Below are 22834 nucleotides of genomic sequence, written 5' to 3'. Positions count from 1 at the left end.
ACATATGACGCTTGCGCGTCTGGCGATTGGCGTGCGACGTGTCGGCCCCTTCTTTGTTTGTGGCGCGCAGCTTGCGCCGGAAAAAGGGGAGCATCAAAGTGAAAATACGCAACATTCGGGGCCTGCTGGCGGCGGTCGCGTCTGCCGCGTTGCTGTGGCCCTTGTCGGGCCATGCGGCCGGCGGCAATGCGCCGGCCGCGCTTGATAACGCGACTTGCCTGAACTGCCACGCCGCGGGCAAGCCGGAGATCAAGGTCGAGGATGCGGAGGGCGAGGATGCGGAGGGCGAGGAGGTCGCCCTTCCCGCGATCGATCCGGCCAAGGTCGCGAAGGGGGTGCACGCCAAGATCGACTGTGTGGCCTGCCACACCGATATCGTCGACGCGAAGGAGAAGCACGAGAAGGCGCCCAACGCGGTCAAGCCCGACTGTGCCGCCTGTCACGAGAAGCTGTGGGACGAGGCGAAGAAGAACAACCAGGCCGCGGGCAAGGAGCGCCTGGGCATCGTGGTCGAGAACATCGCCGCGTACAAGGAGTCCTTCCACGCCCGTCCTGATGCGGACAATCCTGATCGTCCCAAGGCCTACTGCAACCAGTGCCACGCGACGCACGATTTCGCCGTGCCCGTTGCCGGCACGCCCGAGCGCGAAAAGTGGCGCATGACTATCCCCGAGACCTGCGGCGCCGCCTGTCACGAGGACCAGCTCGACGACTTCACCTCGTCGGTGCATGGCAAGCTCATCGAGAAGGGCGACACGAAGGGCGCAGTGTGCATCGACTGCCACACGACGCACGAGATCCGCAACTCGTCGTCGGAGGCGTTCAAGCTCAAGAACGTGCTCGCCTGCGGCGACTGCCACACGGAAGAGCTGCACAGCTACCGTGACACCTACCACGGGCAGGTGAACCGTCTCGGCTTCGTCTACACCGCCAAGTGCGCGGACTGCCACGGCAGTCACGGCATCAAGGCGGGCGACGATCCGAAGTCGCGCGTGCATCCGGACAACCGCCTGAAGACCTGCCAGAAGTGTCACGACGACAAGAAGCCGGGCATGGTGAAGGCGACGGCGGGCTTCGTGACCTTCGGGCCGCACGCCAACACGCACGACTTCGAGAAGTATCCGAAGATGTGGATCGCCGGCAAGTTCATGACGGCCCTGCTGATCGGCGTGTTCGCCTTCTTCTGGCTGCACAGCGGCCTGTGGTACTACCGTGAATGGCAGGAGCGCAAGGAGCGCAAGACCGTGCCGCACGTGCGCACCGGCGAGCTGGGTGTGAACGAGGGCAAGCACTTCGTGCGCTTCGCCTGGGGCTGGCGTGTTGCGCACCTGTGCTTTGCGCTGGTGACGATGACCCTGGTGCTGACCGGCACGACGGTGATGTTTGCCGACAGCTCGTGGGCGCCGAAGATTGCTGCGCTGCTCGGCGGGCCGAAGGTGATGGGCATCATCCACCGCGTCGCCGCCTCGCTCTTCGTCGGCATCTTCATGATCCACTTCGTGTACGTGATGTCGCGCCTGCTCCGGAACCGCAAGTTCCGCTGGTTCGGCCCGGATTCGCTGATCCCGAACTGGAAGGACCTCGCCGACTGCTGGGGCATGTTCAAGTGGTTCTTCGGCAAGGGGCCCAAGCCGAATTTCGACCGCTGGACCTACTTCGAGAAGTTCGACTACTGGGCGGTGTTCTGGGGTGTGAACATCATCGGCTGGAGCGGCCTGATGCTGGCCTTCCCGCACGTGACGGCGAGCCTCCTGCCGGGCTGGGTGTTCAACGTCGGCACGCTGGTGCATGGCGAGGAAGCCTTCCTTGCGGCGGTGTTCCTCTTCACGGTGCACTTCTTCAACAACCACTTCCGCCCCGACAAGCTGCCGCCGCCGGATGTGGTGATGTTCACCGGCACGCAGTCGCTGGAAGAGTTCAGCCGAGAGCACCCGGCGCACTACCAGCGTCTGGTGGAGTCCGGTGAGCTGGAGAAGTACCTGGTCGACGCGCCGTCGCGCCAGATGCACGTCGGTTCGGTGATCCTCGGCCTGACCTTGATCACCGTCGGCCTGGTGCTGCTGGTGCTGGTGGTGACCGGCTTCTTCAGCTGATCGCTGCCTGAAGGCGTAACGAAGAAGGGGAGGGCGACCTCCCCTTTTTTTCGTCCACGGGCGGCCGCGCAGCAGGTGCGGGTTGCCGTGGCTCGCACCTGGCGGACCCGTCACCGCCCGTTGTTACGATTCACTACATTTCACAAACAGTTGCGCAAACATGGCTTGCGAGACTGCACGCACACAAAAGCGCGAGCGGCCGCCACCGAGCGGCTGCCGACGCTGCGGCGCACACGATCGCGCCGGACCCCGGACCCGATAACGACAAACACGGCCGGGTGGAGACGCAGGATAAAAACCAAAGGAGGAGATGGTATGTCCGACAGGAACGGGCACGCCGCGCAACCGGCCGCCCTGGACACCTTTCCGCGGCTGCTGATGCAGCATGCGGCCGTGCGACCCAACCGGCCTGCGATGCGCGAGAAGGAGTTCGGCATCTGGCAGACCTACAGCTGGGCCGAAGTCGCGCGCAACGTGCGCGCGATCGCCTGCGGGCTCGCGGAATTGGGCTTCAAGCGCGGCGACCGCCTCGCCGTCATCGGTGACAACCGCCCGCGCCTGTACTGGTCGGTAACCGCCTGCCAGTGCCTCGGTGGCATTCCCGTGATGCTCTATCAGGACGCCGTGGCGCCGGAAATGTCCTACGTGTTGCAGGACGCCGAGATCCGCTTCGCCGTGGTCGAGGACCAGGAGCAGGTGGACAAGATGCTCGAGATCCACCCCGAGGTGCCGTTTCTCGAGCACGTGATCTACGACGATCCGCGCGGCCTTCGCCATTACAGCCAGCCGATGCTGCTGGGCCTCGACGAGCTGCAGGAGATGGGCGCCATCCACGACCGCAACCACACCGATTTCCTCGACGGGGAGATCGACAAGGGGGCGGCGGACGACATCTCGGTGATGCTGTATACCTCCGGCACGACCGGCAAGCCCAAGGGCGTGTGCCAGACGCATTCCGCCTTCATCGCCGCGGCGACCGGCGCGATGAGCTTCGACAAGCTCACCGAGCAGGAAGACATCCTGTCCTACCTGCCGATGGCCTGGGTCGGCGACCACCTGTTCTCCTTCGCGCAGGCGATGGTCGCGGGCTTCACGATCAACTGCCCGGAATCCGGCGACACGGTGATGACGGACCTGCGCGAGATCGGGCCGACCTACTACTTCGCGCCGCCGCGCGTGTTCGAAAATCTGCTCACGCAGGTGATGATCCGCATGGAGGACGCCAGCGCGCTCAAACGCAAGCTCTTTGCGTACTTCATGGATGTCGCGCGTCGCTGCGGTGCCGACATCCTCGACGGCAAGCCGGTGTCCGCGGGTGACCGCCTGCAGTACTGGCTCGGCGACCTGCTGATCTACGGCCCGCTGAAGAACGTGCTCGGCATGAGCCGCATCCGCGTCGCCTACACGGCGGGTGCGGCGATCGGCCCGGACCTCTTCCGCTTCTACCGTTCGATCGGCGTGAACCTCAAGCAGCTCTATGGCCAGACCGAGACCTGCGCCTACGTGTGTCTGCAACCGGATGGCCAGATCAAGCTGGACTCGGTCGGAAAGCCCGCGCCCTTCGTCGATGTGAAGCTCGCCGACAACGGCGAGATCCTCGTCAAGGGACCGATGCTGCTGAAGGCCTACTACAAGCGCCCGGATGCGACGGCCGAGTCGATCAACGCCGAGGGCTACTTCCTGACGGGCGACGCCGGCTATTTCGACGAGGATGGCCACCTGAAGATCATCGATCGTGCCAAGGACGTCGGCAAGCTCAAGGACGGCTCGATGTTCGCGCCCAACTACATCGAGAACAAGCTCAAGTTCTTCCAGCACGTGAAGGAGGCGGTCACCTTCGGCAACGGCCGCAACTGCGTCACCGCCTTCATCAACATCGACCTCGAGGCCGTCGGCAACTGGGCCGAGCGGCGCGGTCTGCCGTATTCCGGCTACACCGATCTCGCGTCGCAGCCGGCGGTGTATGAGCTGATCCGCGACTGCGTCGAGAAGGTGAATGCCGACCTCGCCGTCGATCCGCAGATGAGCGGCTCGCAGGTCAAGCGCTTCCTGATCCTGCACAAGGAACTGGACGCCGACGACGGCGAGCTCACCCGCACGCGCAAGGTGCGGCGCAACTTCATCGCCGAACGCTATGAGGTGCTGATCGACGCGCTGTTCGAGGGCAAGACGACGCAGCACATCGAGACCGTCGTGAAGTACGAGGACGGGCGCGAGGGGCGCATCAGCGCGGACCTGCGCATCGAGGAAGTGAAGACCTTCGCGCCCCAGGCGGCGAAGCAGGCGGCGTGAGGGGAGGAAGATGATGATGAACGACATGCCGCAGGCGGTGCAGGCGCAGGAACCGGCACAGGGCAACGGGCGCCGCATCGGCGAAGTGGTCCTCGACCTGCAGAACATCTCGCTGTCCTTTGGCGGGGTGAAGGCGCTGACCGACATCAGCTTCAACGTGCGCGAGCACGAGATCCGCTCGATCATCGGCCCGAACGGCGCCGGCAAGAGCTCGATGCTCAACGTGATCAACGGCGTCTATCACCCGCAGGAAGGCCGCATCCTGTTCCGCGGCGAAGAGCGGCGCAGGATGGAGCCGCACATGGCGGCCGCCCAGGGCATCGCGCGCACCTTCCAGAACATCGCGCTGTTCAAGGGCATGAGCGTGCTCGACAACATCATGACGGGGCGCAACCTGAAGATGAAGTCGGGCCTGCTCGCGAACGCGCTGTACTGGGGCCGCGCGCGGAAGGAGGAGATCGAGCATCGCGTGAAGGTCGAGGAGATCATCGACTTCCTCGAGATCCAGGACATCCGCAAGACCCCGGTCGGCGCGCTGCCCTACGGCCTGCAGAAGCGTGTCGAGCTCGGCCGCGCACTCGCCGCCGAGCCCAGTCTGCTGCTCCTCGACGAGCCGATGGCGGGCATGAACGTCGAGGAAAAGCAGGACATGTGCCGCTTCATCCTCGACGTGAATGACCAGTTCGGCACGACCATCGTGCTGATCGAGCACGACATGGGCGTGGTCATGGACATCTCCGACCGTGTCGTGGTGCTCGACTACGGGAAGAAGATCGGCGACGGCGTGCCCGACGAGGTGCGCGCCAACGAGGACGTCATCCGTGCCTACCTCGGCACGTCGCACTGAGCGGGAGCTTCGCAATGGGATTCTTTCTTGAAACCTTGTTCGGCGGTTTGATGGCCGGCATGTTGTATTCGCTGATCGCGCTCGGCTTCGTGCTGATCTACAAGGCCTCGGGCGTGTTCAACTTCGCGCAGGGCGCGATGGTGCTGTTCGCGGCATTGGCGATGGCGCGCTTCGCCGAGTGGATTCCGAAGTGGCTCGGGTTCGACAACCTGATCGTCGCGAACCTGCTCGCGTTTTGCGTCGCGATGGCGCTGATGGTGGTGCTGGCGTGGGTGATCGAGCGCCTGTGCCTGTCCAGGCTGGTGAACCAGGAAGGCATCACGCTGCTGATGGCCACTCTGGGCATCAGCTACTTCCTCGACGGCCTCGGCCAGACGCTGTTCGGCAACGACATCTACAGCATCAACGTCGGCATGCCCAAGGAGCCGGCGATGATCCTCGAAGGCATGTTCGAGGGGGGCCTGCTGATCAGCAAGGAGGACCTCGTCGCCGCGCTGATCGCCGCCGGCCTGGTGCTCGCGCTGGCGCTGTTCTTCCAGAAGACGACGACCGGCCGCGCGCTGCGTGCGGTGGCGGACGACCACCAGGCGGCCCAGTCGATCGGCATCCCGCTGAACCGCATCTGGGTCATCGTGTGGTCGGTGGCGGGCTTCGCGGCGCTGGTCGCCGGCATCATCTGGGGCTCCAAGCTCGGGGTGCAGTTCTCGCTCTCCCTGGTCGCGCTGAAGGCGCTGCCGGTAGTGATCCTGGGCGGCCTGACCTCGGTGCCGGGCGCGATCCTGGGCGGCCTGATCATCGGCGTCGGCGAGAAGCTGTCGGAGATCTACCTCGGCTCCTTCTTCGGCGGCGGCATCGAGATCTGGTTCGCGTACGTCCTGGCGCTGGGCTTCCTGCTGGTGCGTCCGCAGGGCCTGTTCGGCGAAAAAATCATCGACCGCGTCTGACGCGGCACCCACACCGGGAGAGTTTCCTCATGCTGTACAGAGAAAACGGCCAGTTCAAGACGAGCTACGCGGCCGACCAGCAGATCTTCCCGATCGCTCAGGACCGCATCGCGATCGGCCTGCTGCTCCTCGTCGCCTTCGTCGTGATGCCGATGGCGGGCTCGGAATACCTGTTCCGCGCCGTGCTGATCCCCTTCCTGATCCTCGCCCTCGCGGCGCTGGGCCTCAACATCCTGGTCGGCTACTGCGGCCAGATTTCGCTCGGCACCGGCGCGTTCATGGCGGTTGGGGCCTACGCGGCCTACAACTTCATGGTGCGCATCGACGGCATGCCGCTGATCGCGGCGATGCTGCTCGGCGGCCTCACGGCGACCGTCGTCGGCGTGCTGTTCGGTGTTCCCTCGCTGCGCATCAAGGGCTTGTACCTGGCGGTGGCGACGCTCGCGGCACAGTTCTTCACCGACTGGGCCTTCCTGCGCATCAGCTGGTTCACCAACAACTCGACCTCGGGTTCGGTGAGCGTCGCCGGGCTGAATGTGTTCGGCGTGCCGATCGAGTCGCCGGTGGCGAAATACCTGTTCTGCCTCACCGTCGTGTGCGTGTTCGCACTGGCGGCGAAGAACCTCACGCGCACGGCCACCGGCCGTCAGTGGATGGCGATCCGCGACATGGACGTCGCCGCCGCGGTGATCGGCATCCGCCCCGTGTATGCGAAGCTGACCGCCTTTGCGGTGAGCTCCTTCATCGTCGGTGTCGCCGGCGTGTTGTGGGCCTTCGTGCATCTGGGGGCGTGGGAGCCGGCTGCGTTCAGCATCGACCGCTCCTTCCAGCTGCTCTTCATGGTCATCATCGGCGGGCTGGGTTCGATCATGGGCGCCTTCTTCGGCGCGGCCTTCATCGTCGTCCTGCCCATCATCCTCGACCAGGTGCCGCACTGGTTCGACATCCCGCTGTCGACGGCGACGACTTCGCACCTGGTGCACATGATCTTCGGCGCGCTGATCGTGTTCTTCCTGATCGTCGAGCCGCACGGGCTGGCGAAGCTTTGGAGTATCGGCAAGCAGAAGCTGCGCCTTTGGCCCTTCCCGCATTGATGCGCTTGGGGCCGGGTTCAAGATAGTAGTAGTTCGGCAAGAGAAGAACGGCAGGCACGCCGCAAGTGCCATCCAAAATGGAGGAGGAGACACAATGAAAAGCAAGGCGATCGCGCTCGTCGCAGCACTGGCGGCATTCGGTACCGGCACCCTGTCCGCCCCGGCGGCGGCACAGCAGGCCAACGAGCAGTTCTTCCCGCTGCTCGTTTATCGCACCGGCGCCTACGCGCCGAACGGCACGCCCTGGGCGAACGGCAAGCAGGACTACGTCAAGTACGTCAATGCCACCGGCGGCATCAACGGCGTCAAGATCGCCTGGGAGGAATGCGAAACCGGTTACGCGACCGACAAGGGCGTGGAATGTTACGAGCGCCTGAAGAGCAAGAAGTCTACGGTGATCGATCCGCAGGCGACCGGCATCACCTTTGCGCTCACCGACAAGGCGCCGGTCGACAAGATTCCCCTCATCACGCTCGGCTACGGCCTGGCCGCGTCGCAGGACGGCGGCGTGTTCAAGTGGAACTTCCCGCTGATGGGCAGCTACTGGACCGCGGCCGATGCGCTGATCCAGCACCTGGGCAAGAAGGAAGGCGGGCTCGACAAGCTCAAGGGCAAGAAGATCGCGCTCGTGTATCACGACTCGCCTTTCGGCAAGGAGCCCATCCCGCTGCTGCAGAAGCGGGCACAGATGCACGGTTTCGAGCTCGTGCTGCTGCCCGTCACGGCGCCCGGCGTCGAGCAGAAGGCGACCTGGCTGCAGGTGCGCCAGCAGCGCCCGGACTACACGCTGCTGTGGGGCTGGGGCGTGATGAACTCGACCGCGCTGAAGGAAGCCGTCGCGACCGGTTACCCCCGCGAGAAACTCTTCGGCGTGTGGTGGTCGGGTGCCGAGCCGGACGTCAAGGACGTCGGCGCGAACGCCAAGGGCTACAGCGCGCTTGCGCTCAACCCGCACGGCACGGATTCTCCGCTGATCAAGGACATCCTCAAGAAGGTGCATGACGGTGGCCAGGGCAGCGGTCCGCGCGACGAAGTTGGTTCGGTGCTCTACATGCGCGGCCTGATCATCCAGATGCTCGCCGTCGAGGCCGTGCGCACCGCGCAGGAGAAGTTCGGCAAGGGCAAGGTCATGACCGGCGAGCAGGTGCGTTGGGGCCTGGAGAACCTCAACGTCGACGAGAAGCGCATCGCCGAGCTGGGCCTGCCCGGCCTGATCCGCCCGATCAAGACGACCTGCACCGACCACATGGGCTCGACCGCGGTCCGCGTGCATAGCTGGGACGGGACGACCTGGAAGATGCAGCCCGACTGGTACGAGGCCGACAAGAGCGTCATCGACCCGCTCGTGAAGGAGGCCGCGGACAAGTACGCCGCCGACAAGCAGCTCAAGCGGCGCGACGCGAGCGACTGCAACGCCTGATCGTCGCTGGTGCGTGTGGCGGTCCGGTTCGTGCCGGCTGCCGCACGCGGAATTTCCGCGCAACCGGCCATGCCTGGGCATGGCCGGAGCGAACACGACTTACCGGATGAACCGATGGATACGTCGAACCTTCTCCTCAATGTGAATGGCATCGAGGTGATCTACAACCACGTCGCGCTGGTGCTCAAGGGCGTGTCGCTGCAGGTCCCCGAAGGCCGCATCGTCGCGATTCTCGGCGGCAACGGCGCGGGCAAGACGACGACGCTGCGCGCGGTGTCAAACCTGCTCAAGGGTGAGCGCGGCGAAGTCACCAAGGGCACGATCGAGCTCAAGGGCGAGCGCGTGGAGAGCCTGTCGCCGTCCGAGCTGGTGCGCCGGGGCGTCGTGCAGGTGATGGAAGGGCGCCACTGCTTCGCCCACCTGACGATCGAGGAAAACCTGCTCGCGGGTTCCTACACGCGCAAGGACAAGGGCGAGATCGCTGCCAATCTCGACAAGGTCTATACCTACTTCCCGCGTCTGAAGACGCGGCGCACCAGCCAGGCCGCCTACACCTCGGGCGGCGAGCAGCAGATGTGCGCGATCGGCCGCGCGCTGATGTCGAACCCGCGCATGGTCCTGCTCGACGAGCCCTCGATGGGGCTCGCGCCGCAGATCGTCGAGGAGGTGTTCGAGATCGTGAAGGACCTCAACGTGAAGGAAAAGGTGAGCTTCCTGCTCGCCGAACAGAACACCATGGTCGCGTTGCGCTATTCGGATTTCGGCTACATCGTCGAGAACGGCCGCATCGTGATGGAAGGCGAGGCGAAGAGCCTGGCCGATAACGAGGACGTCAAGGAGTTCTACCTCGGCATCTCGGGCGAGGGCCGCAAGAGCTTCCGCGACGTGAAGCATTATCGCCGCAGGAAGCGCTGGCTGTCCTGACGACGGGCGATCGCGGCGCGGCGCGGCGCGCGCCCCGGCAGGGGGCTGTCCCCTGTGCCGCATCAAACAACAACCTGATCGCCCGGTTGGCCCTGTATTGCACCTAGGATCAAGCGATGACCTACTACGACGCCAGAGAAACCCGAGACCCCGCCGAGCGCGAGCGGGGCCTGATGGCCCGCCTGCCGGCCCAGATCGCCCATGCGCAGGCGAACGCGCCGGCCTTCGCGGGCCTGCTGGAAGGCGTCGATCCGGCCACGATCACGAGCCGCGAGGCACTCGCCCGCCTGCCGGTTACGCGCAAGTCGGAGCTCCTCGAGCACCAGAAGGCCGCGCGCCCCTTCGGCGGTTTCGCCGCGACGCGCTGGGGTGCGGATTGCCGCCGCGTCTTCGCCTCGCCGGGGCCGCTCTATGAACCGGAGAGCGCACGGCCCGACTACTACCGCCTCGCGCGCGCCTTCCACGCCGCCGGCTTCCGCGCCGGCGATCTCGTCCACAACACCTTCTCCTACCACTTCACTCCGGCTGGCTCGATGATGGAGACCGCCGCGCACGCGCTGGGCTGCACCGTCTTCCCCGCCGGTGTGGGCCAGACCGAGCAGCAGGTCGCCGCCCTCGCCGACCTGAAGCCCAACGTCTACGTCGGTACGCCGTCCTTCCTGCGCATCATCCTCGACAAGGCCGAGGAGATGGGCATCGCGCACAGCTTCACCAAGGCTTTCGTCTCCGGCGAAGCCTTTCCGACCGCCTTGCGCGATGCGTTTGCGACATGCGGCATCGCCGCCTACCAGGCCTACGCGACCGCCGACATCGGGCTCATCGCCTACGAGACCCCCGCTCGCGAGGGCATGGTGCTCGACGAGGACGTCATCCTCGAGATCGTGCGTCCTGGCACCGGCGACCCCGTGGCGCCTGGCGAGGTCGGGGAGGTCGTCGTGACGACCTTCAATCCCGACTATCCGCTGATCCGCTTCGGTACCGGCGACCTCTCGGCGGTGATGCCCGGCGCTTCGCCCTGCGGCCGCACCAACGTGCGCATCAGGGGCTGGATGGGGCGTGCGGACCAGACGACCAAGGTCAAGGGCATGTTCGTGCATCCCGGCCAGATCGCGGCGGTCGCGAAACGCCATCCCGAGATCGTGCGTGCGCGCCTCGTCGTTGACAACCCGGACCTGAACGACCGCATGACCCTGCACTGCGAGACCGCGCAGCCCGGCGAGGCCCTCTCCGGCGCAATCGCAGCGAGCATCCGCGAACTCACCAAACTGCGCGGGGAAGTGAGCTTCTGCGCGCCCGGCAGCCTCGCCAACGACGGGAAGGTCATCGACGACGTGCGCAAGTACGACTGAGGGCGTTCGCGCGCAGCGTTCCGCGGCGTCCCGCCCCGCGGGCGGTAGAATTGCGGCTTCCAGCAAACCGATACCGACAGCATGAGACACAAGCCCCTCGCGAACCTGCGCGTCCTCGACCTCACGCGCCTCCTTCCCGGTCCCCTGGCGACCCAGCACCTTGCCGACTACGGCGCCGAGGTCATCAAGGTCGAGGACACCGGTGCCGGCGACTACGCGCGCACGATGGGCGCGATGAACGGTGACACCAGCTTCTTCTATCAGGTGTGCAACCGCGGCAAGAAGAGCGTGCGCCTCGATCTCAAGCATGCCGAAGGCCGCGAGCTGTTCCTGCGCCTCGTCGATACCGCGGACGTCGTCGTCGAAGGTTTCCGCCCGGGCGTGATGGACAAGCTGGGCCTCGGCTACGACGCGCTCACCGAACGCAATCCGAGGATCGTCGTGTGCAGCATCTCCGGCTACGGCCAGACCGGCCCCTACGCGCTGCGCGCCGGCCACGACATCAACTACATCGGCTACGCCGGCGTGCTCGACCAGATCGGCACCGCGGGCGGCGCGCCGGCGCTCTCCAACCTGCAGATCGGCGACCTCCTCGGCGGCACGATGTCCGCGCTGTTCGGTCTGCTCGTCGCGGTGCTCGACGCACGCGCGAGCGGGCAAGGACGGCATGTCGACGTAGCGATGACCGATGCGGCGCTGGCGCACGCGATCTTCCCGCTCGCCGAAGTGCTCGCGCATGGCGGCGTGAAACCGCGCGGCGAGGACCTCCTGACCGGAGGCGTGCCGTGCTATGGCGTATATGAGACCGCCGACGGGCGCCACATGGCGGTCGGTTCGCTGGAGGAGAAGTTCTGGCATCTCGTGTGCGACACGCTCGGCCGGCCGGACCTCAAGGCCGCGCATCTCGCGATGGGCGAAGAGGGCGCCCGCGCCCGTGGCGAGGTCGCGGCGATCTTCCGCAGCCGCACCCAGGCCGAATGGACGGCGCTCTTCGACAGTGTGGACTGCTGCGTGACGCCCATCCTGCGCCTCGAGGAAAGCCTCGACAACCCGCAGCTGCGCGCGCGGGGCATGGTCACCGAAGTCGACGGCGTGCGCCAGTTCGGCCCGCCCGTGCGCCTGTCCGGCTTCGAGCCCGGGCCGTTTGCGCCCGCGCCGCCGGCCGGCGCGGACAGCGATGCGGTGCTGGAATCGCTCGGGCTCAACGCCGCGGAAATCGCGCGCCTGCGCGCTGCCGGCGTCATCTGAGCATTTTCGGCAAGGAGTGGAAGCCGCAGTCGCGAGGGTGTCCGGGGCAGGTTAAGCTTCGCCGATGCAAAGCCTGCTCCTGCTCCTCCCCGACTTCTCGCTGATCCTTCTCGGCGCGGTCCTGCGCCGCCACCTCGTCGAGGTTGAGGGCTTCTGGACCGGTGTCGAGAAGCTGGTCTACTTCGTGCTGTTCCCCGCGCTGCTGTTCAACGCGCTCGCGAGTGCCGAAATCGACCCGGGCCGTGCGCTGCCGCTCTTCCTCGCAGGGCTTGGCACGATGGTCGCCGGTTTCGTCCTCGGCTGGCTCGGGCGCGGCCTGATGGGGCTCGACGCGATGGGGTTCGCGTCGCGCCTGCAGTGCGCCTATCGCTTCAACACCTACATCGGCATCGCGATTGCCGGCAAGCTGCACGGTGCCGCGGGCATCGCTCTGATGGGCGGCCTGTGCGGCGCGATGGTGCCTTTCGCGAACGTGATGGCGGTCGGCATGCTCGCCCGCCACGGCCAGGGCAGCCTGCTGCGCGAACTGTCGCGCAACCCGCTGGTCCTCGCGACGCTCGCCGGCCTGCTGTTCAACCTCGCCGGCATCGACCTGCCCGCTCCGCTGACGTCCTTCCTCAAGCGCCTCGGCGATGCCGCGGTGGCGCTGGGCCTGCTCGCGGTCGGTGCCGCATTGCGCTGGGCGATGGTGGGCGGGCGCTGGACCGGCTCCGCGTGGATCATCGCGGTCAAATTGCTGTTCCTGCCTGCGCTGGCCTGGCAGATCGGACGTGTGCTGGGGGTGGAAGGCGTCGCCTTCGATATGCTGGTGCTGTTCGCGGCGCTGCCGAGCGCGAGTTCCGCCTATATTCTTGCGATGCGCATGGGGGGCGACGGTGCCGGCGTCGCGTGGCTGATCTCGGCGACGACGCTCCTCGCCGTTCCCTCGCTGACCCTGTGGCTGCACCTCCTGTGACGGGCGGCGCAGTTTCCGAGGGCGGCGCTGGCACGCCGGCCCCCGGGGCGCCTTATTTCTTCTCTGCCGCGGACTTGCGCGCACCGTGTCCCGAAACGCCGCCGGCTGCGGCCGAGGCGGGGTTCGCCGCGCCTGCCGGCGTGCCACCGGCCGAGGCCCCAGTCATCGCCGCCCACGGCCACATCGCAGCAGAAGCGAAGGGGTTGGGCTGCGCTTCACCCGGCCCCTGAGCGCCCGACTCGCGTGTCTGCTGGCTCATCGCCTGCACCGCGGCAATCGCCGCACGCTGCACTTCCAGGCCCTGGGTGGTCATCTGCAGCATGCTCAGGTTCATCTTGAGCCAGTTCTCCACCGCCTTCAGGTCGGCGATGCGCTTGTCCAACTCGCCCACATCCAGCGTCGGCGTGATCATGCCGGGCAGGGAGAAACCCATGTTGTTCCACATGCCGCGCACGAATTCGAGCGGATCCTTCGCCGAGTTGTCATTCGCCATGCCTCTCTCCCCTCAGATGAATACGTTTTCATATTACTCCTCCCGCTTCTCGACGGGACGAGCGCTGATCGGACTCCTGCGAACCTAGTCGTTGCGTCCGGGCAAGCGATTGAGCAGCGCCCGCAAGCGTGCGGGACGCACCGGCTTGTGCAGCAGCGGCAGGCCTTCCTCCTGCGCCTGACGCAACGTGTCGGGCCCCGTATCGCCCGTCACCAGCACCGCCGGGATGTCTGCGGCCGTCCACGCGCGCAGGCTGCGGATCACGTCGATGCCGTTGAAACCCCCATCGAGTCGGAAGTCGCTGATGATCAGTTCCGGGACGGTCCCGTCGCGGTTCAACTGGTCGACCAGCGATTCCGCGTCGCCCGCCGCCGCAACCTTGCAGCCCCAGGATGTGAGCAGGCTCTGCATGCTGCCGCGCGCCAGCGGGTCGTCATCCACCAGCGCCACGTGCAGCCCGCCCAGGTCGCCGGGCATGCGCTCGCTCTCGGCCCCGGCGGTGGAGGCTTCGGGCTTGGCGAGAGGGACTTCCACCGCGAACACCGAGCCCCGGCCAGGGCTGGAACGCAGCGTCAGGTGATGGTGGAGCAATTCGGTCAGACGTCGCACGATGGGCAGGCCGAGACCCAGGCCCTTGTCGCGGGAGCGTTCGGGGTTATGCAATTGTACGAACTCCTGGAAGATCGTCTCCTGGAATTCTGCGGGGATGCCGACGCCGTTGTCGCGCACCTCGATGCGCAGCCGGTCGCCGCGTCGACGACAGGCCACCAGCACGCGCCCCTTGCGCGTATAGCGCACGGCGTTGCTGACGAGATTGCTGAGGATACGCTCGAACAGCACGGGGTCGCTGCTGATCCACGCGTCGGTGGGCCGCGCCTTCAGCTCCAGGTCGCGGGCGTCCGCGCCGGGACGCTCGTCGGCAGCGATGCGGTCGAGCAGGGGTTGCAGGGGGAAGGCGCGCACGTTCGGTTTCACCACATCCGCGTCGAGGCGCGAGATGTCGAGGAGGCTGTCTAGCAGATTCTCCATTGCCGCGGCCGACGCGGCGATGCGCTCGACGAGCCGCTGCACGTCGGGCGCATGGTCGTGCTGTGCCAGCTCCGCGATGAAGAGCCCCAGTGCGTGCATCGGTTGGCGCAAGTCGTGGCTGGCCGCCGCGAGGAAGCGCGATTTCGACAGGGTCGCGCGTTCCGCCTGGTCCTTGCTCTCGCGCAGCTCGGCCGTCGCCTCGGCGATCTGGCGGCTCATGTCGTCGTGTGCGCTCGCGAGCTGGGCCGCCATCTGGTTCACCCCATCGGTGAGCGTGCGCAGCGTGCCGCCGCCCACGGGCGGGACGCGAGCGGAGAACTGCCCCCTGCCGATGCGCTCCACTGTCACCGCGACCTGGCGGATCGGGCCAGTCACGCCCCGGCTCATGTAGTTGGCCAGCATCATGCTGCCCAGGAGCACCAGCACGATCACGATGCTCCCCGTCAGCAGCAGTTCGCGCTGGCGGTCGTCCAGGCGGCTGCGCGACATGTCGACGATCACCGCCCCCAGCATCGGTGGCGGTGCAGCCACCGGTCCGGCGCCGGGCGTCTGTCCGGAGAGATCGTCGTCAAGGTCGAGCGTGCTCGGAACAACCGGTTCGATGATGCGCAGCGTCTGCGGCGTGTCGAACAGGCGTCGCGAAGGCGCCAACTGGGAGAGTATCGGCAGCGAGTTGTCCAGATAGCCGCTGCGTGCCAGCGCCTCGCCGCCGCGATCGACGATCAGTACGCCCGTCACGTCGTCCTCGGCGAGCATCGCCGAAGCCAGTCGATGAAGGGTCTCGCGGTTGCCCGAGAACAATGCGTACTCGCTCGCGGCCGCAAGCTGGCGTGCAAATGCCTGCCCCCGAGCATGGTAGGCCTCCTCGTGGTCCGCGACCCGCGAACGCGTGTAGAAGGCAGTCAGCACGATGGCAAGCACCAGCATCGGCAGCACCGCCACCAGCATCACCCGCGCCCGCACGCCCCAGGTATCGATCACGGCTTCACCTCCGGGCGGCCTTCGCGCTGTCGCAGTCGCTCGGCGATGCGTTCCGGCGAGTCCAGTTCGATCGCCAGCGAACGTGCGACATTGGGGTTCGTCGCGATCTCGAACTCGCGCGGTGCCTGTGGCGGCGGCAAGCCTCCGCCGGCGAGGACGTGGCGCACCGCGTCGGCCGCCTGGCGGGCGATCTGCGCGGGCGTCGAATACAGCGCCAGCAGCGCTCCCGCGCGGACATAGGCGGGCGAAAAGCCCACCAGTGGTGCGCGATGGCGATAGCTCGTCAGGAGCACGTTCTGGATCGTGTAGCTGTTGAACAGCGTGCTGTCGGGCAAGGCCACCAGGACGGCAGGTTCATCGAGCAGGCGCTCGAGCGCCGGATAGATCTCGTCGGCAGACGAAACCTTCTCGATATTCGCCCGCAGTTGCTGTTCCCGGGCGACCGAAGCCAGTCGGCGAGCGAGTTCGTCCGAGGCGGGGCTCGAAAGCAGGGCTACTGCAGGTTTATGCGGAAGGGCAATATTCAGCAGCGCGATCTGCCGGTGCACGGGTTGGTCGAGAAAGATCGCCGAATATCGACCGGCGTGGGGGCCGTACTGGATGAGGTCGAATGCGTCGCGCGGAATCAGTGTGTGCAGCACCGGCGTCGAGGGGTTGCGGATTCCCACCGCCTTTGCCGCCTGCGTGCCGATGGTGACGACGATGCGCGCATCGGCCAGCGTCGCGCGCTCGAGATCGCGCACCCCGAAAACCGCCACCTCGCCGTCGGGAAGATCCTGCGCCAATGCATTGCGCAGCGCAACGAGGGTCTCCTCGTGCGCGCCGCTGCGTTCGGCCGTGACCACCACCACCCGCGAGCCGGCGAACGCGCGACCGCAACAGACCGCAAGGATCGCAAGCGCCAGCGCCACGGCGCGCAGAAGGCGATGGCCGAGCCGCAACATCGGCGCTTCAGCGGGCGCGTCCGGCGAACATGGCATCGCTCGCCATTGCGCGAAGACGACGGATTCCGCCCGCGAGCGCGGATGTCGCGACAGGCGTCCGCCGAACTCTGGCCGGATGCGGAACTCGTATGCTCATCGGATGATGATAGTTGCCATGCGCGCGCCACGACAATCAGTGATGTCCGCGCGGCGGGAGCAAAAATGGGTTGCCAGGATATAACAGGGCAATTTTCCCCGATTTCTTGCCGGCGAGGGGGGAAAATGCTCCTATCTTTTTTGGCTGCCGCTGCATGCTATCCTCACGCTTTTACAATTGCAGCATAGCGGAGCGCATTGTGACCCGGATTCTCATTGTCGAAGACCATGCCCTTGTTCGTGAAGCCATGGCGCAGACCCTCGCGCGCCTTGAGCCTGGCGTCGAGTGTGTGGAGGCCAAGGGATCCGAGGACGCGCTCGCCAAGCTCGAAGCCAGCGCCGACTGGGATCTGGCCGTGATCGACCTGATGCTGCCGGACCTCAATGGCTTCTCGCTGTTGGGCGTGCTCGCGAAGCGCTTCCCCGATGTGCCCACGATCGTCGTGTCCGCACTCGACGACCCGGCGTCGATCCGGCGGGCAATGAAGGGCGGAGCGTCCGGTTTCGTGTCCAAGGCCGATTCCGGCGACACGCTGCGCGCGGCGGTGCGTTGCGTTCTGGATGGCGGGGTTTATGCGCCCGACATTGCCACTGACGCCGCCTCCAAGCGCTCGGGGGCGCCCGTCAGCGAACGCTTCGGTCTGACCGCCGGACAGACCCGCGTGCTCGAACTCCTTGCCCAGGGAAAGACCAATCGCGAGATCGCCGACCTGCTCGGCCTGTCCGAGGGCACCGTCAAGGTGCACATGTCGGCGATCTTCCGCGCGCTCAACGTCAGCAGCCGCCACGGCTCGCGGCTCTGACGCGCCGCTGGCCCGCTCCGGCAGCGTCGCCGCCGCTCAATGGGGGCGCCGGTTCGCCTGCAGGCGCATCGGCATGTCGGCCGCCGACAGTCGGCCGCTCAACTGTGGCTCGTCCACGTCGTCCGCTGCCGTTTCCGCATGTTCCATGTCCATGAGTTCGAGCACCTGTCGTGCCAGCGCGCGGCACGCGTTCGCCACTGCGGTCGGCAGGTGTTCCGGAATCTGCTTCTGCAGCAGCAGCTTGGTGCCCGATAGCGCCAGCACCGGATTCAGGATGCGGTGGCGGTACGCCCCCATTAGCTGCGCGACGCTGCGGTCGACCGCCTCGCGCTGCCATGCGTTGGTCGGCCATTGCGTCGGCACTGCATAGGCGCGCGGGAACATCTCCAGGTCGCGCACGACCGTGCGAATGTCCTCATGGGACTCGCGGAAGGGCAGCAAGACGATGTCCGACATCGCGTACAGCTTGCGGTCCATCTCCGTGCGGTTGCCGCCGCCGTCGATCACGCCCAGCCAGCCGTCGAGCGAGCGCAGCTTCTCGACGACCTTCGTGAGCGCCTCGCGCGTACGCGCGTCAGCAGTGATGTAGCGCCGCCCCGCCGGACTGAGCGGTTCGCGCGACGTATCGGTCAGCACGCATGCGGCGCGATGGCCCAACAGGCCCAGGCCCTGCGACAGCATGTGCGACAAGGTGGTCTTGCCCGTACCGCCCTTGTTACCGATCACACAGATGATTTCAGCCATGCCGGTGTTCCTCACTCGCGGCCCCCACGCCGCACGATTGCATTATCGGTTCGGGAGCTTGCGCGCAAGGGGCGAAAAAGCGCCCGGATACGCCCGCTATTTCGACGCCCGCCCGTCCGTCACGCGATACACGTACAGCCGCGTCGCCCTTCGGTCGCCGACCGCCACGACCTCGTCCGGTTTACGGCCGGGAATCGGAAAACTGTTGCTTACGACGAGCGCGCCGGGCGCGAGTTCCTGCGCCGCCTTGCTCCACACGCGCGCCATGGGAACCGGCGAGAGGAACGCATAGACGACGTCATAGGAGGCCCACGACTCCGCGAAGAAATCCCCGCGCCGGACCGAGATCCGCCCCGCCGCACGGGCAAGCAGGCGGCTCAGCAGCCACGGTGCGGGCGCGGCTTCCACGCCGTCGAAGTGGCTGTCGGGGCGCAGGCGTGCCAGCCCGCGCAGCAGCGAACCCGTCCCGCTGCCCAGATCCAGCACGCGCACCGACCGTCCGACCGGCAACAGCGCCGCCAGTGCGCCGATCGTTGCGTGGTTCGAGAGGTAGAGCGGCACCTGCGTGCGGAAGCTCGTCCAATACACGACGAGCAGCAGCGCGAACGCCGCCAGATACCACGCCGGCGCGATGTCCGCCCGCCCGGCTATGATCAGCAGCGGCGCGAACGCAGCATGGATGAACAGCCACCAGCGCGCGCTGCGCATCGCCGCCGCCGCGACCGTGGCGCACAGCGCCTGGGTGCCGGCAAGCGCCCAGATGCCGGGCGGCAGCCATCCGGCGCGAGCCAGAACGATGGCGCAGGCCCAGCCGGCAAGCTGGGCGAACAGGGCTTTGAGCGCGGGCGGCATGGGGGCGGGGGATGGAGCGGGCGCCCCATCATACCGCGCCCCGCCGTGGTCCCGAGCCTTCAGGCCGCCTCGGATGCGGTCGCCTGGCGCGCATCGACAGGTTCGCGCCACGCGGCCAGCAGTTCGGTCCGCCTTGCCGCGGCCAGTTCCATGTTGCGCGCCTTCACGTGTCCGTATCCGCGAATCTCCTCGGGCAGCCGCGCGATCTCGACCGCCGCGGGCAGGCGCAGGAAGGACAGCGTTTCCAGCAGTTCGAGCACATCGCGCTCGTACTGCGCGATCAAGGCCCGCTCGGCCCGCCGCTCGGCGCTGTAGCCGAAGACGTCCCACGCCGTGCCGCGCAGGCGTCGCAGCCGCGCCAGCCAGCGGAAGGCCTTCAGCATGCCCGGGCCGTAGGCCTTCTTGCGCAGCCTGCCGGTGTTCGGGTCCGGCCGCGCGAGCAGCGGCGGGGCGAGATGGAAGCGCACCTCGTAGTCCCCCTCGAAGGTCGCCTCGACGCGCTCCCAGAAGGCGGGGTCGGTGTAGAGGCGGGCGACCTCGTATTCGTCCTTGTACGCCATCAGCTTGAAGAGGCCGCGTGCCACCGCCTCCGTCAGGCGCAGCGTCGCGTGCTCGCCGGTCACACGCACCTCGGCGGTCCGCACGCGTTCGACGAGGGTGCGGTAGCGCGCCGCGTAAGCCGCATCCTGATACCTCGTGAGCATCTCTTCATGCACGGTGATCAGCCCGTCGAGCGTCTTGGTCCGCATCGGCACAACCTGCGCCGGCTCCAGCACCCGTGCAACCGCGTCCGGTTCGACTGCGGCGCGGCGCCCCAACGCGAAGGCTTTCGTGTTCATCGCGACGGCGACCCCGTTGAGTTCGATCGCCTGCAGCAGCGCTGCGCGCGTGACGGGTACCAGTCCCTTTTGCCATGCGTAGCCGAGCAGTAAGGCATTCGTCGCGATCGCGTCGCCCATCAGCGCCGTGGCGATCCGTTGCGCATCGATGAAGTCGGCAGCCGGCTGCGCGGGACTGTCGCCGACCGCCTCGCGGATCGCGCGCTCCATGCGTTCGATCGGGAAGCTCCAGTCGGGGTTGCGGGCGAACTCCGAGGTCGGAGTCTCCGCGGTGTTGATGATCGCGCGCGTGCGCCCGGCTGCCATCTTCGCCAGCGCCTCGACGCTCGCCGTTACGACGAGATCGCCCCCGATCACAGCCTGAGCCTCTCCCGCCGCGATACGCACCGCGTGCAGGTCCTCCGGCCGGTCCGCAACGCGGATGTGGCTGAACACCGATCCGCCCTTCTGCGCGAGGCCGGTCATGTCCAGCACCGTCACCCCCTTGCCGTCGATGTGCGCCCCCATGCCGATCAGCGCGCCGATCGTCACCACCCCCGTCCCGCCCACGCCGGTCACGAGGATGCCGAAGGGGCTGGCCGTTCCCGGCAGCACCGGTTCGGGCAGCGCGCCGATCCATGTGTCGTCCGTCGCCTGCGCGCTGCCCTTGCGCAAACGCCCGCCCTCGATCGTGATGAAGCTCGGGCAGAAGCCCTTGAGGCACGAAAAGTCCTTGTTGCATGCCGACTGGTCGATCTGGCGCTTGCGCCCCAGGGGTGTCTCGACGGGCACCACCGCCATGCAGTTCGACTGCACGCCGCAATCGCCGCAGCCCTCGCAAACCGCCTCGTTGATGAACACGCGCCGTGCCGGATCCGGGTAGGTGCCACGTTTGCGCCGGCGCCGCTTCTCCGCCGCGCAGGTCTGGTCGTAGATCAGCGCCGTGACCCCCGGCGAGGCGCGCAGCTCGCGCTGCACGGCGTCCAGTTCGTCGCGATGGCGCATCGGCACGTGCGGAAGGTCCGACGGCCCGTAATGACGCTCGGTGCCGTCCGTCACGACGACGATGTTGCTCACGCCCTCGGCCTGCAACTGGCGCACGATCTTCGGCACCGTCAGTCCGCCGTCCAGCGGCTGTCCGCCGGTCATCGCCACCGCGTCGTTGAACAGGATCTTGTAGGTGATGTTCACGCCCGCGGCGACTGCCTGGCGGATCGCCAGCAGGCCGGAGTGGAAATACGTGCCGTCGCCGAGATTCGCGAACACGTGCGGCTCGTTCGTGAACGGCGCCTGCCCGACCCAAGGCACCCCTTCGCCGCCCATCTGCGTGAAGGTCCCGGTGCGCCGCTCCGGCATCCACGTCGCCATGTAATGGCAGCCGATCCCGGCCACCGCGCGGCTGCCCTCGGGTACGTGCGTCGACGTGTTGTGCGGACAGCCCGGGCAGAAGGTCGGCACGCGGTCGATCGCGAAGAAGCGCTCCGACAATGCCTTCTCCTTCTCCTGCAGGAAGGTGAGCCGCGCCTCAATGCGTGCCGACGTGAAGAAGCGCCCGACACGCGCTGCGATCACCCGCGCGATCATCGCCGGCGTCAGCTCCCCGGCGGCGGGCAGCAGCCATTCGCCGTGATCGACGACCCCGCCTGCCTGCGGGATCATCGCCCATTCCCCCTTCTCGTCGAACTTTCCGACCACGCGCGGGCGCACGTCTTCGCGCCAGTTGTACAGCTCCTCCTTCAGCTGGTACTCCAGCAGCTGGCGCTTCTCCTCGATGACGAGGATCTCGTCCAGCCCCTCCGCGAAGCGCCGCACCCCCTCCGCCTCCAGGGGCCACACCATGCCCACCTTGTACAGGCGGATGCCGATCTCGGCCGCCAGCGCCTCGTCGATGCCCAGGTCGTCGAACGCCTGGCGCACGTCCAGATAGGACTTGCCGCAGGTGATGATGCCCAGTCGCGGCGCCGGCGAGTCGATCACGATGCGGTTGAGCCCGTTGGCGCGGCAGTACGCCAGCGCCGCGTACAGCTTGTAGTGCAGCAGGCGCTTTTCCTGCACCAGCGGCGGATCCGGCCAGCGGATGTTGAGCCCGTCGGGCGGCAGCGCGAAATCGGTCGGGATCACGACCTCCACGCGCTGCGGATCGACATCCACCGACGCCGAGGTCTCCACCGTGTCGGCGAGCGCCTTGAAGGCCACCCAGCAGCCCGAATAGCGCGACAGCGCGTAGCCATGCACGCCGAAATCGACATACTCCTGCACGCCGGCGGGCGCCAGCACCGGCATCATCACCGCCTTGAAGAAATGGTCGGTCTGGTGCGGCAGCGTCGAGGATTTCGCCGCGTGGTCGTCGCCGGCCACCACCAGCACGCCGCCATGCGGCGAGGTCCCGGCCGCATTCGCGTGGCGGAACACGTCGCCACTGCGGTCGACGCCCGGTCCCTTGCCGTACCACAACGCGAACACGCCGTCGTACTTCGCCTGCGGCGACAGGTTCACCTGCTGCGTGCCCCACACTGCGGTGGCCGCGAGATCCTCGTTCACGCCCGGCTGGAAGACGATGTCGTGGCTCGAAAGGTGCACCTTCGCCTTCCACAGCGTCTGGTCCAGTCCGCCCAGCGGCGAGCCGCGGTAGCCGGAAACGAAGCCCGCGGTATTCAGCCCGGCGGCGCGGTCGCGTTCCTTCTGGATCATCAGCAGGCGCACCAGCGCCTGATAACCCGTCAGATACACGCGCCCCGACGCCTGCGTGTACTTGTCCTCGAGGCTGACGTTCCTCGCCGTCGATGCGTCGCTGCGGGGATCGGCTACGGCCATGGCGACTCCTTGCGCAAGAACTGCGTTTCCGGAACACCGCGCGGACAGGTTGCCG

At 67.0% G+C, this 22834-nt stretch carries 17 protein-coding genes; 11 read left to right on the top strand and 6 right to left on the bottom strand.

Features of this window, described 5'->3' with window-relative positions; all coding sequences use genetic code 11:
• Positions 1 to 98: 98 nt before the first annotated feature.
• From ToN1_RS09765 to ToN1_RS09720, 10 genes are all read left to right on the top strand, one after another.
• Entirely contained in the window at positions 99 to 2093 is a 1995-nt protein-coding gene (locus ToN1_RS09765; RefSeq protein WP_169207402.1) for a cytochrome C, read from the top strand.
• Positions 2094 to 2408: 315 nt separating this feature from the next.
• Positions 2409 to 4385: an AMP-dependent synthetase/ligase gene (locus ToN1_RS09760; protein WP_169207401.1), complete on the top strand. Its 1977-nt coding sequence runs from the start codon at positions 2409 to 2411 to the stop codon at positions 4383 to 4385.
• Positions 4386 to 4395: 10 nt separating this feature from the next.
• Positions 4396 to 5232 (top strand): ABC transporter ATP-binding protein, encoded by an 837-nt coding sequence (locus ToN1_RS09755; RefSeq protein ID WP_169207400.1) that lies wholly within the window; start codon positions 4396 to 4398, stop codon positions 5230 to 5232.
• A 14-nt stretch (positions 5233 to 5246) separates the two neighbouring features.
• On the top strand, positions 5247 to 6176 hold the full coding sequence (locus ToN1_RS09750) for a branched-chain amino acid ABC transporter permease (RefSeq protein ID WP_169207399.1): 930 nt from the start codon (positions 5247 to 5249) through the stop codon (positions 6174 to 6176).
• Positions 6177 to 6205: 29 nt separating this feature from the next.
• Positions 6206 to 7270 carry a branched-chain amino acid ABC transporter permease gene (locus ToN1_RS09745; protein ID WP_169207398.1) on the top strand — a complete coding sequence of 355 codons (1065 nt, stop codon included), beginning with the start codon at positions 6206 to 6208 and terminating at the stop codon, positions 7268 to 7270.
• A gap of 94 nt (positions 7271 to 7364) precedes the next feature.
• Complete coding sequence (locus tag ToN1_RS09740; protein ID WP_169207397.1) at positions 7365 to 8690, top strand: ABC transporter substrate-binding protein; 1326 nt, start codon at positions 7365 to 7367, stop codon at positions 8688 to 8690.
• Positions 8691 to 8804: 114 nt separating this feature from the next.
• Positions 8805 to 9614, top strand: a complete 810-nt coding sequence (locus ToN1_RS09735) for an ABC transporter ATP-binding protein (protein WP_169207396.1) — start codon at positions 8805 to 8807, stop codon at positions 9612 to 9614.
• A gap of 116 nt (positions 9615 to 9730) precedes the next feature.
• Positions 9731 to 10963 (top strand): phenylacetate--CoA ligase family protein, encoded by a 1233-nt coding sequence (locus ToN1_RS09730; RefSeq protein WP_169207395.1) that lies wholly within the window; start codon positions 9731 to 9733, stop codon positions 10961 to 10963.
• An 81-nt stretch (positions 10964 to 11044) separates the two neighbouring features.
• Positions 11045 to 12211 carry a CaiB/BaiF CoA transferase family protein gene (locus ToN1_RS09725; RefSeq protein ID WP_169207394.1) on the top strand — a complete coding sequence of 389 codons (1167 nt, stop codon included), beginning with the start codon at positions 11045 to 11047 and terminating at the stop codon, positions 12209 to 12211.
• 64 nt (positions 12212 to 12275) lie between these two features.
• Positions 12276 to 13166 carry an AEC family transporter gene (locus ToN1_RS09720; protein WP_169207393.1) on the top strand — a complete coding sequence of 297 codons (891 nt, stop codon included), beginning with the start codon at positions 12276 to 12278 and terminating at the stop codon, positions 13164 to 13166.
• A 52-nt stretch (positions 13167 to 13218) separates the two neighbouring features.
• On the opposite strand, the gene ToN1_RS09715 is transcribed toward ToN1_RS09720, so the two are convergent.
• From ToN1_RS09715 to ToN1_RS09705, 3 genes are all read right to left on the bottom strand, one after another.
• Positions 13219 to 13659, bottom strand: coding sequence for a PhaM family polyhydroxyalkanoate granule multifunctional regulatory protein (locus ToN1_RS09715; RefSeq protein ID WP_169207392.1), 441 nt, complete (start codon positions 13657 to 13659; stop codon positions 13219 to 13221).
• Between the two features lie 84 nt (positions 13660 to 13743).
• A complete protein-coding gene (locus tag ToN1_RS09710) occupies positions 13744 to 15669 on the bottom strand; it encodes an ATP-binding response regulator (protein ID WP_342344168.1) in 1926 nt (641 codons plus the stop codon).
• Positions 15666 to 16649, bottom strand: a complete 984-nt coding sequence (locus ToN1_RS09705) for an ABC transporter substrate-binding protein (RefSeq protein ID WP_244861012.1) — start codon at positions 16647 to 16649, stop codon at positions 15666 to 15668. The genes ToN1_RS09710 and ToN1_RS09705 overlap by 4 nt, the downstream gene beginning before the upstream one ends.
• Positions 16650 to 16948: 299 nt before the next feature.
• Between ToN1_RS09705 and ToN1_RS09700 the strand changes: the two genes are divergently transcribed.
• On the top strand, positions 16949 to 17551 hold the full coding sequence (locus ToN1_RS09700; RefSeq protein WP_210148080.1) for a response regulator transcription factor: 603 nt from the start codon (positions 16949 to 16951) through the stop codon (positions 17549 to 17551).
• Positions 17552 to 17587: 36 nt separating this feature from the next.
• Here ToN1_RS09700 and ToN1_RS09695 read toward each other — a convergent pair whose 3' ends face one another.
• The 3 genes from ToN1_RS09695 to ToN1_RS09685 form a co-directional block, all read right to left on the bottom strand.
• Complete coding sequence (locus ToN1_RS09695; RefSeq protein ID WP_169207390.1) at positions 17588 to 18295, bottom strand: hypothetical protein; 708 nt, start codon at positions 18293 to 18295, stop codon at positions 17588 to 17590.
• Between the two features lie 96 nt (positions 18296 to 18391).
• The gene (locus ToN1_RS09690; RefSeq protein ID WP_210148079.1) at positions 18392 to 19147 is read right to left on the bottom strand and encodes a class I SAM-dependent methyltransferase; all 756 of its coding nucleotides are present in this window, start codon (positions 19145 to 19147) and stop codon (positions 18392 to 18394) included.
• 59 nt (positions 19148 to 19206) lie between these two features.
• Positions 19207 to 22779 carry an indolepyruvate ferredoxin oxidoreductase family protein gene (locus tag ToN1_RS09685; RefSeq protein WP_169206236.1) on the bottom strand — a complete coding sequence of 1191 codons (3573 nt, stop codon included), beginning with the start codon at positions 22777 to 22779 and terminating at the stop codon, positions 19207 to 19209.
• Positions 22780 to 22834 lie beyond the last annotated feature (55 nt).

Origin of the sequence: Aromatoleum petrolei, from assembly GCF_017894385.1 — a bacterium.
Taxonomy (GTDB): Bacteria; Pseudomonadota; Gammaproteobacteria; order Burkholderiales; family Rhodocyclaceae; genus Aromatoleum; species Aromatoleum petrolei.
Note: the sequence above shows the minus strand (reverse complement) of the source record. Positions and strands in the feature narration are given on the sequence as shown.